Below are 15,901 nucleotides of genomic sequence, written 5' to 3' on the forward strand. Positions count from 1 at the left end.
TCCGCGATGCACCCCAATGATGATGACCGCACCCAGTTCATGCCGCGTCCGGGTGGCCGTGCGCCCGAACCCGCGCGTGCCGAACCGGCGCCGCTGTCGATGCCGGCCGCGCCGATCCTGACCGGCAAAAGCCACGGCCTGAACCCGCTGGAAAGCGCCGCCGGCCCGCTGCTGGCCTTGCTGACACGCCTGCGCAACACCATCGCCCACCCGGCGCCGGCCAGTTTGCGTGCGCAGTTGCTGGCCTATCTGCGCCAGTTCGAAGAGCGCGCCGAAGCTGCTGGCGTGGCGCGCAACGAAGTGCTGCTGGCGCGTTACGCCCTGTGTACCGCACTGGATGAGGCAGTGTTGAGCACGCCGTGGGGCAGCACCAGCGATTGGGGCAAGCAGAGCCTGCTGATCACCGTTCACAACGAAGCCTGGGGCGGCGAAAAGGTCTTCCAGCTACTCGACCATTGCCTGCAAAGCCCACGCGAGCGCTTGTACCTGCTGGAACTGTTGTACCTGTGCATGTGCCTGGGTTTCGAAGGCCGCTACCGCGTGATGAACGATGGTCGCAGCCAGTTGGAAGCCCTGCGTGAACGTACCGCCGCGGCGATTCGCAGCGCCCGTGGCGACCACGAGCGCGAGCTGTCGCCGCACTGGCGCGGCGTGACCGTGGCGCGCGATCGCCTGGCGCAGTTCATGCCGCCGTGGATCGCCGTGGCCATCGGCCTGGCGCTGCTGCTGGCGTTGCTGTTCGGCCTGCGCCTGAAGCTGGCCGCGGACGCCGAGCCGGTGTTCAAGAATATCCATGCCCTGGGCGAGATCCCGGTGCAGGCCATCGACCGCCCCGTGGCGCAGCCGAAAGTGATCGAGCGCCCGCGCCTGGCCGGTTTTCTGGTGGAAGACATCAAGGCCGGTCGCGTCGCGGTGGAAGACAAGGTCGACCGTTCCGTCGTGACGATCCGCGGTGATGAGCTCTTTGCGTCGGCCAGCTCCAGCATCGTCGACGACTACCAGCCGCTGATGCTGCGCATCGCCGACGCGATCCGCAAGGTCAAGGGCCAGGTGCGCGTCACCGGGCACAGCGACAACCGCCCGATTGCCACGCTGCGCTTCCCGTCCAACTGGGCCTTGTCCGAAGCGCGGGCCAAGTCGGTGCTGGAGATCCTCGCGGCCAAGACCGGCCAGGGCGATCGCTTCAGTGCCGAGGGCAGAAGCGACACCGAGCCGGTGGCGACCAACGCCACCGCCGAAGGCCGTGCCCGCAATCGTCGGGTTGAAATCACCGTACTCGCGGAGGGCGTCGAGTGAAGGCGTTTTTCAGTTTCATGATTCGCTGGGTGATCCCGTTGCTGGGCCTGATCGCCCTGAGCCTGATCATCTGGTTTGTCGGGCCCCTGCTCGACGTGCTGGTGCCCGAAGGGCGGCGCTGGGCGCTGATCGTCCTGCTGTTTGCGGCCTGGCTCGCCTACCGTGTGTTCCGCATCCTCCAGGCCCGTCGCCAGGCCGCCGAAGTGATGCGCAGCCTGGCCGCGCAAACCCCGGCCGACCCCAACAGCGTCGCCACCGCCGAAGAACTCACCAGCCTGCGCCAGCGCATGGACGAAGCCCTGGCCCTGCTGAAAAAAGCCAAGCTCGGCGGGGATGAGCGGCGCAACCTCTACGAGCTGCCGTGGTACGTGATCATCGGCCCGCCGGGTTCGGGCAAGACCACCGCGCTGGTCAATTCCGGGCTGCATTTCCCGCTGGCTGCCCAATTGGGCGCCGGGGCGGTGCGGGGCGTCGGCGGCACGCGCAACTGCGACTGGTGGTTTACCGACCAGGCCGTATTGCTCGATACTGCCGGCCGCTACACCACCCAGGACAGCAACTCCCCGGTGGACAAAGCCGCCTGGCTGGGCTTCCTCGACCTGTTGAAAAAGCAGCGCTCGCGCCGCCCGATCGATGGCGCCTTTATCGCCATCAGCCTGTCGGACCTGCTGCTGGGCAGCGAAGCCGAACGCGCTGCCCACGCGGCGGCGATTCGCCTGCGTATCCAGGAGCTGTACACCCAGCTGGGCGTGCGTTTCCCGATCTACCTGATGCTGACCAAGCTCGACCTGGTGCCGGGTTTCATGGAGTTCTTCGACAACCTGAGCAAGGAAGAACGCGCCCAGGTGTGGGGCATGACCTTTGCCCTGGACGACGGCAAGCACAGCGACAGCCCCCTGGCGCACCTGCAAAGCGAATTCGCCGGCCTCGAACAGCGCCTCAACGAACGCCTGGTCGAACGCCTGCAACAGGAACGCGACCCGGCGCGGCGCGACTTGATCTACGGCTTCCCGCAGCAGTTCGGCGCATTGAAAGATTGCCTGCAAAGCTTCCTCGAAGGCGTGTTCAAACCCAACGCCTTTGAAGAGCGCGTCTTGCTGCGCGGCGTGTATTTCACCAGCGGCACCCAGGAAGGCAGCCCGATCGATCGCTTGATCGGCACCATGGCCCAGAGCATGAACCTGGACCGCCAGCACTTGGCACGCCAGAGCGGCAGCGGGCGCAGTTACTTCATCGAGAAACTGTTCAGCGCGGTCGCCTTTGCCGAGCGCGGGCTGGTGGGCGTCAACCCGCAGGTCGAGCGGCGGCGCAAATGGATCGCACGCGGCGTGCTCGCGGCCACCGTGGCGCTGGTGATCGTGGTCAGCAGCCTGTGGTGGGTCAGTTATCGCGCCAACCAGGCGTATATCGCCCAGGTCGACCAGAAGGTCGCGCCCCTGGGCCAGGCCGTACAGAACCTCAGCCCGGCACAGCGCGAAGTGCTCGCCGTGTTGCCGTTGCTCAACGCGGTGAAACACCTCGCCGGGGATTCGCCAAGTTGGTCCGAGGGCCTGGGCCTGTATCAGGGCGATATGCTCGAAGCCGAATCCGCCAGCGTCTATCGCAAGCTGTTGATCGCCGTCTTCGCGCCGCGCCTGGTGACGCGCATCGAGGAGCAACTGCACGGCGGCGGTAACTCCGACTTCCTCTACGAGGGCCTCAAGGCCTACCTGATGCTCGCCGACACCGAGCATTACGACGCGGACTTCATCAAGGCCTGGATCGCCCTCGACTGGGACCGCAACCTGCCACGCGACCTGCCCGCCGATCAGCGCCAGGCGCTGGCCGAACACTTGCAGGCGTTGTTCGAACGTCACCCGCCGAGCGCACGCCTCGATGCGCGCTTGATCGACGACCTGCGTCGGCAGTTGCAACAACTGCCAGTGGCCCAGCGCGTGTATGACCGGGTCAAACGCCAGAAACTGCCCGACGGCATTCCAGACTTCCGCCTCAACGAAGCCGCCGGCCGCGACGCCGCATTGGTGTTCAGCCGCAAAAGCGGCAAGCCGTTGGGCGAGCCGCTGAGTGGTTTCTTCACCGCCAAGGGCTATCGCCAGGCGTTCCTGCTGCGCAGCCTGAACCAGACCGGCACCCTGGCCGAAGAGCAATGGGTGCTCGGCCATGAGCAGGCCGACCAGCAGAACGTGGTCAGCCTGGCCGCCGACGTGCGCCGCCTGTACTTCCAGGACTACCAGCGCCAGTGGGATGCGTTGCTCGCCGACATCGACTTTGTGCCGATCACCAGCGTGGCCCAGGCGGCGGACGTGCTGCGGGTGATTTCCGGGCCGACCTCGCCGCTGAAAAAACTGCTGGTGGCGGTGGCCAGGGAAACCGACTTGCAGGCAGAGGAACGCCAGTTGGCGGCCAAGGGCGTGCCGGTCGAAGGCGGCGTGGACAAGCTCAAGGAACGCCTGGGCAACCTGCTCGGCCAGGCGCAACCGAACGCGGATGCGCCGGCCGCTGCGGACGACCCGGTGACCGCGCACTTCGCCGAGCTCAACAGTATCGTCAGCAAGAACGAAGGCGAGCCGGCGGCCATCGACGGCCTGCTGGCGGATATGAACGCGCTGTACGTGCAAGTCAGCGCCATGGTCGGCGCCAGCGGTGATGCCTTGCTCGGTGAGGCCAAGAACCAGGCTGCAGCGGCGGCCACGCGGGTCAGCCTGAACGCCGAGCGCCAGCCGCCGCTGGTGCAGGGCATGGTCAAGTCGGTGGTCAACTCGACCACCAACAGCATGATGGGCGGGGTGCGCAACCAGCTGAACGCGGCGTGGGTCAGCGAAGTGGTGAACGTGTATCGCCAGTCCCTGGCCGGGCGTTATCCGATGTCGCCGGGCAGCGCGCGTGACGCCACTCTGGATGATTTCGGCCAGTTCTTCGGCGTGGGCGGGGTGATGGATAACTACTTCCGCAAATACCTGCAGCCCTACGTCGATACCTCCGCACAGACCTGGCGCTGGCAGCCTGGCGCGGCGCAGAAACTCGGGATTGCGCCGGGTGTGCTGCAAACCTTCCAGCGCGCGGCGACGATCCGCGATGCGTTCTTTCGCTCAGGCGGTACTCAGCCGATCGTGCGTTTCGAGCTCAAGCCGGTGGCGATGGACGCCAGCATCACCCAGTTCCTGCTCGACCTCGACGGCCAGCAATTGAGCTACGACCACGGCCCGAGCCGCCCGGTGGCGATGCAATGGCCGAACCCCGGCAGTATTGGTGTGGTGCGTATTTCGATCATGCCGCCGTCGGCCAGCGGTCGTTCCGGCGTGACCCTGGACGGCCCGTGGGCCTGGTTCCGCCTGCTGGAACAATCGGACCTCACGCCCGGCAATGCGCCGGACCGCTTCAGCCTGCGCCTGCGGGTCGACGGTGCGAGCATCGCCTACGAATTGCGTGCCAACAGCGCCTTCAACCCGTTCAAGAGCCGCGTGCTCAGTGGCTTCAGCCTGCCGGAGCGGTTATGACGACGTTGGGCTTCTACGGCAAGTTGGCCAGTCGCGGCGATTTTGTCAGCCGCGCCTTGCCGCAGAGCTTTATCGGCCCGTGGGACAGCTGGCTGGCGGCGGGCCTGCTCGCCAGTCAACACAGCCTCGGCGCCGGTTGGCTCAACGTATATCTGGTCAGCCCGCTGTGGCGCTTTGTGCTGGCGCCCGGCGTGTGCGGGCCGAACGCGGCGGCGGGCGTGGTGATGCCGAGCATCGACCGGGTCGGGCGGTATTTCCCGCTGGCCGTGGTCGCCTTGCTCGATCACGACACCAACCCGGCGTCCCTGGTGGGTGGCCCGGACCGCTGGTTTGAAGAGGCCGAAGAGCTGTTGCTCGGCACCCTGGATGCCGGTGCCACCTTCGAAAACTTCAACGCCGGCCTCGACAGCCTGGGCTTGCCGGCGACGGAACCGCGCGCGGTGGACAGCCGTTTCGCCGGGCTGCAGCGGGTAGCCGCCACCGTGCCCCATGCGCGCATGACCGCACTCGCCGAACAGGCCTGCGAAGGCGCCAGCCTGTGGTGGGGGCGTGGTTCGCAGACGATTTCCCCTGGTTTATTGCGGTGTCAGGGCCTGCCCGCCACCAGCGATTTTGCGCAGTTTTTGCTCGGACAAGAAGGTGTGATGTAGATGGGGTCGACGTACAAATCCGCGAGCAAAAGCCATGTGGGCATGGTTCGCCAGGTCAATGAAGACGCGTGCCTGGACCTGCCCGAGAATCGCCTGTGGGTGGTGGCCGACGGCATGGGCGGGCACGCCGCGGGGGATTACGTCAGCAGCCTGATCGTCGACAGCCTGCGCAGTGTGCCGCTGGGGCGTTCCCTCGAGGAATACTCGGCGGCCTTGCGCAACGACCTGATCCGCATCAACGCGGCCGTGCGTGAAGAAACCGCCAACCGTGGCGTGACCATGATGGGCAGCACCGTGGTGGTGTTCGCCGCACGCGGCTTGCGCGGCGTGTGCCTGTGGGCCGGCGACAGTCGCCTGTATCGCCTGCGCGACGGCGTGCTCGACGGCATTTCGCGCGACCACAGCTACGTGCAAGACCTGCAAGACAGCGGCCTGCTCAGCGAGGCCGATGCCCGTGTGCATCCGCGCGCCAACATCGTCACCCGCGCCATCGGTGTGGAAGCCCAACTGGAACTGGCGGTGGTCGACCTGCTGATCGCCCCCGGCGACAGTTACCTGCTGTGCAGCGATGGCCTGAACAAGACCGTCGAGGACCACGAGATCCGTGAAGTGCTCAACCATGACGCCCCGGATGAAATCGTGCGCAGCCTGGTCCACCTCGGGCTGAACCGCGGCGCACCGGACAACATCACCGCCATCGTCGTGAAGGTATCGGCATGAACATCGTGATCCCGGGCTACGACATCGAAGGCGAGATCGGCGAAGGCGCCATGGCCAGCGTGTACCTGGCGACCCAGCGCTCGCTGGAGCGCAAGGTCGCGCTCAAGGTGATGGCGGCGGCGCTGGCGGCGGACCCGAGTTTCTGCGAGCGCTTCCTGCGCGAAGGCAAGACCCTGGCGCGGCTGTCGCACCCGCACACGGTGACCATCCATGACATCGGCAATGTCGGCGAGCTGTATTACATGGCCATGGAGTACCTGCCCAACGGCACGCTCAAGGAGCGCATCGCCGCCGGCCTCACTCCGGAGCAGGGCCTCACGCTGATCCGCCAGATCGCTTCGGCGCTGGGTTATGCCCATGCGCAGGGGTTGGTCCACCGCGACGTCAAGCCGGCGAACATTCTGTTCCGCGCCGACGGCACCGCCGTGCTGTCGGACTTCGGCATCGCCAAATCCCTGGACGACCGCACCCAGTTCACCCAGGCCGGTTTCGCCGTGGGCACGCCGAGCTACATGAGCCCGGAACAGGCGCGTGGCCAGGAAATCGATGGCCGCGCAGACCTGTATGCGCTGGGCGTGGTGCTCTATGAAATCCTCGTCGGCAAGCTGCCTTATACCGGCACCGACGCGCTCTCCACGGCCTTGGCCCACCTGACCGAGCCGCTGCCGGAACTGCCGCTGCATCACGGGCGTTATCAGGACGTGCTGCGCAAACTGTTGGCCAAGGACCCGAATGAGCGCTTCCCGGATGCGGCGGCGTTGCTGCTGGCGCTGGATCAACTGCCGACCGAGTCGCCGGACGCCACGCAGGTGCGGCCGTTGCCGGTTCCGCTGAGTTTCGATCTGGCCGGCATCACTCCGCAATCCATCGAGATCCCGACCGACAAGCCGCAACCGGCGCGCCAGCCGGTGGTGCCGCCAACCCCACGGCACACGGTGTCCGAGCAGCGCCGCGGGCCGGTGCTGGCGTTGGCCGCCGTGGCGGTGGCGGTTGCCTTGGCCATAGGTGGCGCGGGTTACTGGTGGTTGAGCGGCAGTGATCAGCCCGCCAAGCTACCGGCTGCGACAGTGCCCAAGGTGACGCCACCGGTGGCGGTCGCCGAAGTGGACGGCGGTCAACGGCCCTTGCTGATGGCGGGCAAGAAAACCCTGTTCCAGCGCGTGCTCAGCAAACCCGGCGCGAAACTCGCCAGCGCTGCCGGCAGCGCGCCAGGCAAAGCCCTGCCGGCGTTTTCCGTGCTCTATGTGTATCAGCGCAAGGACGTCGACGGCAGCCCATGGCTGCGCGTCGGTGCCGCCACCGATGGGCGCAGCGACGGTTGGTTGCCGGCCGCCCAGGTCAGCGACTGGAAGCAAAGCCTGGTGCTCAAGTTCACCGAACGCTCCGGCCGGGCGCCGGTGATGTTCCTGCGCCAATCCGGCGAAGTGGAAAAGCTGCTGGCCGACCCCGCCGCTGCCAAAGGCGTGCTGGCCAAGGCGCAGAACAACCGCGACGACAACGGCCAGGTGCTGGCCCTGGAGCCGGCCGCCAGCGCGGTGCCGCAGAACCAGTTCTACCTGCTGCCGATCTTCGATTCCAAAGAGAGCTTCGACGACAACGGCCAGCCGGTGCAGTTGCTCAACGTCGCGTCCATCGACCCTGGCAGCAGCGCGGTCGCCAAGCCCGCGACCGCGCTGATCAACGCCAATGCCGATGCCTTCCGCACGGCGGTGGTGCTGGTGGTCGACACCACCGTGTCGATGCAGCCGTATATCGACCAGGTCCGCGATGTGGTCCACGAGCTGCAAACCCGCATCGCCGAACGCGGCGAGTTGGACAGCGTCAGCTTCGGCCTGGTGGGTTTTCGCAACAGCATCAAGAAAACCCCGGGCCTGGAATACGTGGCCAAGACCCTGATCACCCTCGACCAGGGCCGCGACCCGCAGCGCTTCCTCGACCTGGCGCGCGGGGTCAAGGCGTCGACCGTGTCCAGTCACTCCTTCAACGAGGACGCGTTTGCCGGGGTGATGCAGGCTGTCGAAGGCATGGACTGGTCCGGCTACGGCGGCCGTATCATCCTGCTGGTCACCGACGCCGGCGCGCTGCGCAAGAACGACCCGTTCGCCGCCACCCAGATGAACGAAGCCGAAGTGCGCCAGGCGGCGCTGGGCAAGCAGATCAAGATCTACGCCCTGCACCTGCGCACCGACGCCGGCAAGAAAACCCACGCCGGCGCCGAAAGCCAGTACCGCATCCTCACCGCCGACGCCAACCCGCAGATCGGCGACCTGTATACGAAGGTGCCGGGTGGCGATGTACGCAAGCTGGGCGAGCGCGTCGATGAGATCGGTACGGTGTTCGCCAACCTGGTGCATCAGGTACGCAATGACACGCCGCAGCCGCTGCCCTTGCTGAGCGCCGCGCCAAGCCTGGCGGATAAATCCGCCGCCATCGGCTACGCCATGCACATGGACTTCCTCGGGCGCAAAGCCGCGAGCCAGGCGCCGCAACTGGTCAGCGCCTGGACCGCCGACCGCGACCTGACCAACCCGGCGCTGCCGGCGTTCCAGGTGTGCGTGATGTTGACCAAATTGCAGCTCAACGACCTGCAGCAGTCGCTGAAACTGATCGTCGACGCCGCCCGCAAAACCCAGACCTCGCCCAAAGACTTCTTCCAGGAAATCGCCAGCGCCTCGGCCTATATGAGCCGCGACCCGCAGGCCCTGCGCAAGGGTGGCAACCTGGCCGATGGCGGCATTCTCGGCGAATACCTGGAAGGCCTGCCGTACCGCAGCAAGTCGCTGAACATGACCCAGGACCTGTGGCTGTCGTTGAGCGTGGCCGAGCAGGAAGACTTTATCGACGAGCTGGATTCGAAGATCCGCCTCTATGAAACCTTCCACAATGACCTGGCCAACTGGGTCCGTTTCGGCGCTGCCGAGCCGGGCGATGCGTTGTACCGCGTCCCTTTGTCGACGCTGCCGTAATGCTGAACCTGAACGCGGTACACAAGAGCCGGGGCGTCGGTGCCCAGCGCTATAGCCTGGTGATTCCGGCGTTGCACCTGCGCACGGGGGAGCAAGTGGCGATTGTCGGGCCGAGCGGGTGCGGCAAAAGCACCTTGCTCGACCTGCTGGCCCTGGTGCTCGCGCCGGATCAGGTGGACCGCTTCGAATTCAATCAGACCGATATCGGCGGGTTGTGGCGCGCCGATCGGCAGACCGCCCTGGCCGAGCTGCGCAGCCGGCACCTCGGTTATGTCCTGCAAACCGGCGGCTTGCTGGGCTTTCTCGATGTGCGCAGCAATATCGCCTTGTCCCGGCAACTGCTGGGGTTGAAGGACGATGGCAGCGTGGCGCGCCTGGCCGAGCAATTGGAAATCAGCGATCAACTGGCCAAGAAACCGGCGGCGCTGTCGGTCGGCCAACGCCAGCGCGTGAGCTGCGCCCGCGCCCTGGCCCATGCGCCGCAATTGGTCTTGGCCGATGAGCCGACCGCGTCCCTCGACCCGCTTAACGCCGAACGGGTGATGCAAGCGCTGTTGGCCCGCGCTCGCGAACACCGCGCCGCTTGCGTGATCGCCACCCATGACGAACCCCTGGCTCGCGCCAGCGGCTTGCAGGTGCGCCGTATCGCTTGCCGTCGCGACACTGATGGCGGCATCACCGCCACCCTCGGGGAGGTGTGCTGATGCGCCTCGGTCTGGTGGCTTCCCTGGCTTGGCAGGATTACCGCAACGATGCGTGGCTGTCGGCCTGCGCGGTGCTGGCGCTGGTCGCCGTCGTCGCGCCGTTGCTGGTGTTGTTCGGCCTGAAGTTCGGGCTGGTCAGCAGTCTGACCGAGCGCCTGGAGAACGACCCGGCCACCCGTGAAATTATTCCGTTGGGCGGTGGTCGATTCAACCGCGCCTTTGTCGAGCAGTTGGGCCAGCGCGGCGATGTGGCGTTCGCCATCCCGCGCACGCGGCAGATCGCGGCGACCGCGCAGGTGGGCACATTGACCCTGGAAATGCTGCCGACTGCGCCGGGCGATCCACTGCTCGACGGTTTGCCGATGCCCCAGGGCCTGGCGCAGATCGTGCTGAGCCATACCGCCGCCGAGAAGCTCGCGGCGCGGCCCGGGGATTGGCTGGAAACCGGCTTTGCGCGCCAGGTCGCGGGGCGCGTCGAAACCCGGCGCACGCGTTTGCAGGTGCTCGCGGTACTGCCGCTGGAAGCCTTCCCCCGCGACGGCCTGTTTGCTGAATTGAGCCTGCTGGAAGCGGTGGAAGACTACCGCGATGGCCGTGCCGTGCCGGCGCTGGGCTGGGACGGCGACGCGGTCGGCGCGGGCGAGCAGCGGGTGTATCCGGCGTTTCGCCTGTATGCGCGCAACCTCACCGATGTGGAGCCGCTGCGGGTGTTTTTCGCCGGGCAGAATCTGTTGGTGGCGACCCAGGCATTGAGCATCGCCCAGGTGCAGTCGTTGAGCCGCAACCTGTCGATCGTGTTCTGGATCATCGCCGGGTTGGCCTTGGCGGGGGCGTTCGCGGCGATCTTCGCCGGGGCGCTGGCCGCCGTGGCGCGCAAGCGCAGGGAGTTGTCGGTGTTGCGTCTGTTGGGCTTTTCCACCGCCGCGCTGTTGCTGTTTGTGGTGCTGCAGGCGCTCTACAGCGCCGGCTTGGCCGCCGTGTTCAGTGCGGGTCTGTATGGCCTGGCCGAGGCGGGCTTGAATCAATTATTCGTGCAGGTGCCGGGCGAACACGCCAGCCACCTGCTGGCGCGTCATTACGGCCTGGCCCTGGTGGCTGTGCTCGGCGTCAGCGCCGTGGCGGCAGCCTGTGGCGGTTGGCGCGTGGCGCGTATCCAGGCTTCTGAAGGAATCCGAGATGTATAAGTTACTGGGCGCCGCCTTGGCGCTGAGCCTGGCCTCGCTGGCGTGGGCCGATGAGGCAAGCGATAAGCTCGACAACCCCAAGCCGTTGCCGGACGACGTCAGCCTGCCGCTGCCGTGCGAAGGCAACATGGTGTTCCGCTACGTCTATGTGCTGGCCCAAGGCACGTTGGACGACCGCGAGATCAGCCTCGGCTACCCCTTTGCCGAAGGCGAGGCGGGCTATCAGCAGTCGTTCATTTCTGGCTATCGCCGCGACTTTATCAACGGCCAGTTCAGCCTCAAGGACCTGCCGAAAGACTGGAACAACGTCATCACGCCCTTGATGCCGAAGACCGACGCCAAGACCCCGCTCAAGCCGATGCTCTACTTCATCGGCAAGTACGAAGTGACCGCGCGCCAATACGCCCTGGTGATGTCCCAGGCGCAATCGCTGGCCAGTGGCGAACCGGCGCCCGCGTGCGATGCGCCCAGCGGCATGGCCGGGCGTTTGCCCAAGGTCAAGCTGTCGCGCTTTGAAGCCGAACGCTTCTCGGCGGTGTACAGCGCCTGGCTGATGAAATACCACCGCGAGTTGCTGCCGGTGAGCGGGCGTGGTGCTTCGGCGGACGACGGCGGCCTGGGTTTTGTGCGCCTGCCCACCGAAGTGGAATGGGAGTTCGCCGCACGCGGGGCCCAGGCCGTGAGCCGCCAGGACTTGGAAGGGCGCCTGTTCCCGCGGCGTATCGAGGGCAGCGAAAGCGACGGCCCGTTGGCCGATTGGGCGGTGTTCAACCAAGTCGCCGGCGGCACCGGCCAGGCCGCGCGGCTGCTGCCCATCGGCACCAAATTGCCCAACCCGATCGGCCTGTTCGATGTAATCGGCAACGCGGCGGAAATGGTCCAGGAATCCTTCCAGCTGGTACACGCCGGGCGTCGCCAGGGCGCCTATGGCGGCTTTGTGGTCAAGGGCGGCAATTACCTGGAGGGCGAAGGCACGCTGTTCACCGGCATGCGCCGCGAGTACCCGTTGTTCGCCGCCGACGGCACCGAGCAAAGCAACGAGACCACCGGTTTTCGCGTGGCGATCGGCGCGCTGTCGGCACCGCGTTCGCGCTACAAGGAGCTGTTCGCGCAGTGGCAGAAAGAAGGCCGCCTGGCCTCGCTGACCGATGCCATCGATGACGCCCAGGACCCGACCAAGCGCCTGGACAGCATCATCGCCGCCAGCGTCGACCCACGCCTGCAAGCCGAGCTGGGGCTGGTCAACGAAGAGCTCAAGCGCAACGTCTCGCTGATCGCCCAGCAACGCGAAGAAGCGGCGGGCAACCTGATTCAGTCGGCGGCGTTGGTGGCCGAGACCATCAATAACTACAACATCCGCCTGACCAATCTGCAGAAGAGCCGCCAGCAGGCCGTGGACGCCAAGGACGAGGCCAGCGCGCAGCTGTTTGCCGCAGCCATTGCCAACGGGCGCAGCGCCCTCGACGGCGCAGTGGCGATCTATATCGACAACCTGGCCACCGGCACGCGTTACACCGATGCGGTGATCCAGGCGCAATTTCAACGGATCAAGGAAGAGTTGGATCGCAAGCCAGTGCTCGGCAAAAGCCTGGTGACGCGCGCGACACTGTTCGTTCGCCATGTCGGCAACTACCGCAAGCAACAGCGGGCCGACCCGGCAACGATCTTGAAGGAATTGCTCGCAGCCAGTGGTCAGCGGTCTTGATCGCTGGCTATAGAGCGAGCTTGGAAGGGACTCAGGCGGCGGTGGGCCGTGCTGGGCAAGTCAAACTTAAAAGAGAACACACCTATGCTTTTTTCCCGTAAGGCGGTTTCCAAGCGTCACTTGCTGCTGATCGCAGCCGGTTTCAGCACCGTGTTGACTGGTTGTGCCACGTCGCCGACGTCCAAAGTCGCGTCGAGCACCAAGGTCGAGTATTACCCGAACTGCTACGAGCCGGTGCAGCACCTGCGCGCGACCGATTCGGACATGACCAAGTCGGTCGTCACCGGCGCGGCCATCGGCGCTGCCGGCGGTGCATTGCTCGGCGCCTTGACCGGCGACTCCGAGAAGCGCGGCCGTAACGCCGCAATCGGTGCCGCGGGCGGCGCCCTGGCTGGCGGCGCGGCGGGTTACTACACCGAGCGTCAGAAGCAGATCGCCGATGACAACCAGCGTATTGGCTCCTACGCAGCCGACGTCAATAAAAGCGCCTCCGACATCGACCGCAGCACCGCCTACGCCAAGGCCTCCCAGCAGTGCTACCAGAGCGCATTCACCAAGCTGGTGGCCGACCGTAAGGCCAAGACCGTCAACGACACCGAAGGCCGCAAGCGCCTGGCGGAAATCGTCTCCGGCCTGAAGGAATCCAATGACCTGATCGTCGCGGTCAACGGCAAGGCCAGCGAAGACCTGAACAACTACACCCAGGCTTACGAGAAAGACCTGCAACAGGTGGGCGTGCAGCGCAACGACGTAGTCACCGTGGCGACAGCGGATGCCACTCCGGCGGTCGTACCGGCCAAGAAAGGTAAGTTGACCAGCAAAGTCGTGACCAAGCGTCCGCCGCTGCCTGTGGTGCCGAAAGAAGCAGTCGCCACCGAAAGAACCTTCCAGACTGCCCAGACCAAGCAAGATGAAAGCAAGAAGGTCGCCAGCGCCGGTAAAGCACAGATCGAAGGCACTTGCCGCGATCCGAACCTGGCCGACTGGGCGCCGGTGCCGTGCCCTAACGTATAAGCAAGTTGTTGCTATAAGCGGTAAACGCCAACCGATCTCCGGCTAAAGCGCGAGATCGGTGGCGTTCTTTCGGCAATTCGTTACACTGCTGCGGCCACTCAATAATTACACCGAGGCCGTGTGCATGAAATTTCGTCTTCTCCTCTGGGTACTGGGCCTGATGATGGGCAAAGCCAGCCGCACCAACCCTGCGTTCCAGCAGCAGTTGGGTGACAAAGACCTGGCGTTCCAGTTGCAGACCCTCGACGGCAAGGTTGCCCGTCACTTCATCGTCAAAGACCAGCGCATCACCAGCCGCTCGGGTGTCCACCCTGCGCCGGCTTTCGCCATTGCCTTTAAAGACGCCGCCTATGGCTTCGCCACGATGCAGGCGAAGAACAAGCAACTGGCGTTCATGACGGGGATTCAGGACAAGTCGATCCAGATCAAGGGCAACCCGGCGCTGGTGATCTGGTTCCAGGGCTTGACCAAGTATTTGAAGCCGAAGAAAAAGCAGTAGACCGAGGTGGATTCATCGGGGGCAAGCCCCCTCCCACACTTGACCGTGTTCGCAGATCAAAATGTGGGAGGGGGCTTGCCCCCGATAGCGATCTAACAAGCTACCGATTCAGCCCTGGCTGAACTGCGAGGCCAATTCGCGCAACAGCACCTCGGCATCCAGCACCTTGGTCACGACTTCTTCAGCCTTGTCACGGCTCAAGCCCAAACGTTCAAGCAGCTCGTCGGGGATGGTTTCGTGCGGCCCGGAGCCGATGCCCCGGCTGCGCAGCAGGCGCACGGCCAGGCATACCAGGTTGGGGTACTCGGCGTATTGGCCGTCGTAGGTTGGGTGACAAAGACCTGGCGTTCATGACGGGGATTCAGGACAAGTCGATCCAGATCAGGGGCAACCCGGCGCTGGTGATCTGGTTCCAGGGCTTGACCAAGTATTTGAAGCCGAAGAAAAAGCAGTAGACCGAGGTGGATTCATCGGGGGCAAGCCCCCTCCCACACTTGACCGTGTTCGCAGATCAAAATGTGGGAGGGGGCTTGCCCCCGATAGCGATCTAACAAGCTAGCGATTCAGCCCTGGCTGAACTGCGAGGCCAATTCGCGCAACAGCACCTCGGCATCCAGCACCTTGGCCACGACTTCTTCAGCCTTGTCACGGCTCAAGCCCAAACGTTCAAGCAGCTCGTCGGGGATGGTTTCGTGTGGCCCGGAGCCGATGCCCCGGCTGCGCAGCAGGCGCACGGCCAGGCACACCAGGTTGGGGTACTCGGCGTATTCCAGGGCTTGACCAAGTATTTGAAGCCGAAGAAAAAGAAGTAGACCGAGGTGGATTCATCGGGGGCAAGCCCCCTCCCACACTTGACCGTGTTCGCAGATCAAAATGTGGGAGGGGGCTTGCCCCCGATAGCGATCTAACAAGCTACCGATTCAGCCCTGGCTGAACTGCGAGGCCAATTCGCGCAACAGCACCTCGGCATCCAGCACCTTGGCCACAACTTCTTCAGCCTTGTCACGGCTCAAGCCCAAACGTTCAAGCAGCTCGTCGGGGATGGTTTCGTGCGGCCCGGAGCCGATGCCCCGGCTGCGCAGCAGGCGCACGGCCAGGCATACCAGGTTGGGGTACTCGGCGTATTGGCCGTCGTAGGTTGGGTGACAAAGACCTGGCGTTCATGACGGGGATTCAGGACAAGTCGATCCAGATCAAGGGCAACCCGGCGCTGGTGATCTGGTTCCTTGACCGTGTTCGCAGATCAAAATGTGGGAGGGGGCTTGCCCCCGATAGCGATCTAACAAGCTACCGATTCAGCCCTGGCTGAACTGCGAGGCCAATTCGCGCAACAGCACCTCGGCATCCAGCACCTTGGTCACGACTTCTTCAGCCTTGTCACGGCTCAAGCCCAGGCGTTCAAGCAGCTCGTCGGGGATGGTTTCGTGCGGCCCGGAGCCGATGCCCCGGCTGCGCAGCAGGCGCACGGCCAGGCACACCAGGTTGGGGTACTCGGCGTATTGGCCGTCGTAGGTTGGGTGACAAAGACCTGGCGTTCATGACGGGGATTCAGGACAAGTCGATCCAGATCAAGGGCAACCCGGCGCTGGTGATCTGGTTCCAGGGCTTGACCAAGTATTTGAAGCCGAAGAAAAAGCAGTAGACCGAGGTGGATTCATCGGGGTGT

General features: G+C 65.1%; 11 protein-coding genes and 6 pseudogenes. 13 read left to right on the top strand and 4 right to left on the bottom strand.

Annotation, left to right across the window (positions count from 1 at the left end; translation table 11 throughout):
• The first annotated feature begins 6 nt into the window (after positions 1-6).
• The 10 genes from C5F70_RS25255 (at position 7) to C5F70_RS25300 (ending at position 14,235) form a co-directional block, all read left to right on the top strand.
• Complete coding sequence (locus C5F70_RS25255; RefSeq protein ID WP_017849973.1) at positions 7-1,296, top strand: DotU family type VI secretion system protein; 1,290 nt, start codon at positions 7-9, stop codon at positions 1,294-1,296.
• Positions 1,293-4,793, top strand: coding sequence for a type VI secretion system membrane subunit TssM (tssM, locus tag C5F70_RS25260; protein ID WP_104904238.1), 3,501 nt, complete (start codon positions 1,293-1,295; stop codon positions 4,791-4,793). Before C5F70_RS25255 ends, tssM begins: the two co-directional genes overlap by 4 nt.
• Positions 4,790-5,443 carry a type VI secretion system-associated protein TagF gene (gene tagF, locus C5F70_RS25265; RefSeq protein WP_104904239.1) on the top strand — a complete coding sequence of 218 codons (654 nt, stop codon included), beginning with the start codon at positions 4,790-4,792 and terminating at the stop codon, positions 5,441-5,443. The genes tssM and tagF overlap by 4 nt, the downstream gene beginning before the upstream one ends.
• A complete protein-coding gene (locus tag C5F70_RS25270; protein WP_017849970.1) occupies positions 5,444-6,163 on the top strand; it encodes a PP2C family serine/threonine-protein phosphatase in 720 nt (239 codons plus the stop codon). It begins immediately after the preceding gene.
• Positions 6,160-9,129, top strand: coding sequence for a serine/threonine-protein kinase (locus C5F70_RS25275; protein WP_104904240.1), 2,970 nt, complete (start codon positions 6,160-6,162; stop codon positions 9,127-9,129). The genes C5F70_RS25270 and C5F70_RS25275 overlap by 4 nt, the downstream gene beginning before the upstream one ends.
• A complete protein-coding gene (locus C5F70_RS25280; protein WP_104904241.1) occupies positions 9,129-9,833 on the top strand; it encodes an ABC transporter ATP-binding protein in 705 nt (234 codons plus the stop codon). The genes C5F70_RS25275 and C5F70_RS25280 overlap by 1 nt, the downstream gene beginning before the upstream one ends.
• Complete coding sequence (locus C5F70_RS25285) at positions 9,833-11,017, top strand: ABC transporter permease (RefSeq protein WP_104904242.1); 1,185 nt, start codon at positions 9,833-9,835, stop codon at positions 11,015-11,017. The genes C5F70_RS25280 and C5F70_RS25285 overlap by 1 nt, the downstream gene beginning before the upstream one ends.
• On the top strand, positions 11,010-12,722 hold the full coding sequence (locus C5F70_RS25290) for an SUMF1/EgtB/PvdO family nonheme iron enzyme (RefSeq protein WP_017849966.1): 1,713 nt from the start codon (positions 11,010-11,012) through the stop codon (positions 12,720-12,722). Before C5F70_RS25285 ends, C5F70_RS25290 begins: the two co-directional genes overlap by 8 nt.
• 84 nt (positions 12,723-12,806) lie before the next feature.
• Complete coding sequence (tagQ, locus tag C5F70_RS25295; protein ID WP_046381641.1) at positions 12,807-13,736, top strand: type VI secretion system-associated lipoprotein TagQ; 930 nt, start codon at positions 12,807-12,809, stop codon at positions 13,734-13,736.
• A 124-nt stretch (positions 13,737-13,860) separates the two neighbouring features.
• Complete coding sequence (locus C5F70_RS25300) at positions 13,861-14,235, top strand: hypothetical protein (RefSeq protein ID WP_046385148.1); 375 nt, start codon at positions 13,861-13,863, stop codon at positions 14,233-14,235.
• 108 nt (positions 14,236-14,343) lie between these two features.
• Here the strand turns inward: C5F70_RS25300 and C5F70_RS25305 are convergent.
• A pseudogene (locus C5F70_RS25305) lies at positions 14,344-14,565 on the bottom strand (histidine kinase); the annotation flags it as partial.
• A gap of 11 nt (positions 14,566-14,576) precedes the next feature.
• Here C5F70_RS25305 and C5F70_RS25310 point away from each other — a divergent pair.
• Positions 14,577-14,690: pseudogene (locus tag C5F70_RS25310) on the top strand (helicase); the annotation flags it as partial.
• A 108-nt stretch (positions 14,691-14,798) separates the two neighbouring features.
• Here the strand turns inward: C5F70_RS25310 and C5F70_RS25315 are convergent.
• Together C5F70_RS25315 and C5F70_RS25320 are read right to left on the bottom strand one after the other, a co-directional pair.
• Positions 14,799-14,969, bottom strand: a complete 171-nt coding sequence (locus tag C5F70_RS25315; RefSeq protein ID WP_017849964.1) for a hypothetical protein — start codon at positions 14,967-14,969, stop codon at positions 14,799-14,801.
• Positions 14,970-15,155: 186 nt separating this feature from the next.
• Positions 15,156-15,377: pseudogene (locus C5F70_RS25320) on the bottom strand (histidine kinase); the annotation flags it as partial.
• A 2-nt stretch (positions 15,378-15,379) separates the two neighbouring features.
• On the opposite strand from C5F70_RS25320, the pseudogene C5F70_RS31640 reads away from it, so the two are divergent.
• A pseudogene (locus tag C5F70_RS31640) lies at positions 15,380-15,544 on the top strand (hypothetical protein); the annotation flags it as partial.
• Here C5F70_RS31640 and C5F70_RS25330 read toward each other — a convergent pair.
• Positions 15,531-15,752, bottom strand: a pseudogene (locus C5F70_RS25330) (histidine kinase); the annotation flags it as partial. The pseudogenes C5F70_RS31640 and C5F70_RS25330 overlap by 14 nt on opposite strands.
• A gap of 11 nt (positions 15,753-15,763) precedes the next feature.
• On the opposite strand from C5F70_RS25330, the pseudogene C5F70_RS25335 reads away from it, so the two are divergent.
• Positions 15,764-15,877: pseudogene (locus C5F70_RS25335) on the top strand (helicase); the annotation flags it as partial.
• Positions 15,878-15,901 lie beyond the last annotated feature (24 nt).

The organism is Pseudomonas sp. LH1G9 (assembly GCF_002949975.1).
Lineage (GTDB): Bacteria > Pseudomonadota > Gammaproteobacteria > Pseudomonadales > Pseudomonadaceae > Aquipseudomonas > Aquipseudomonas veronii.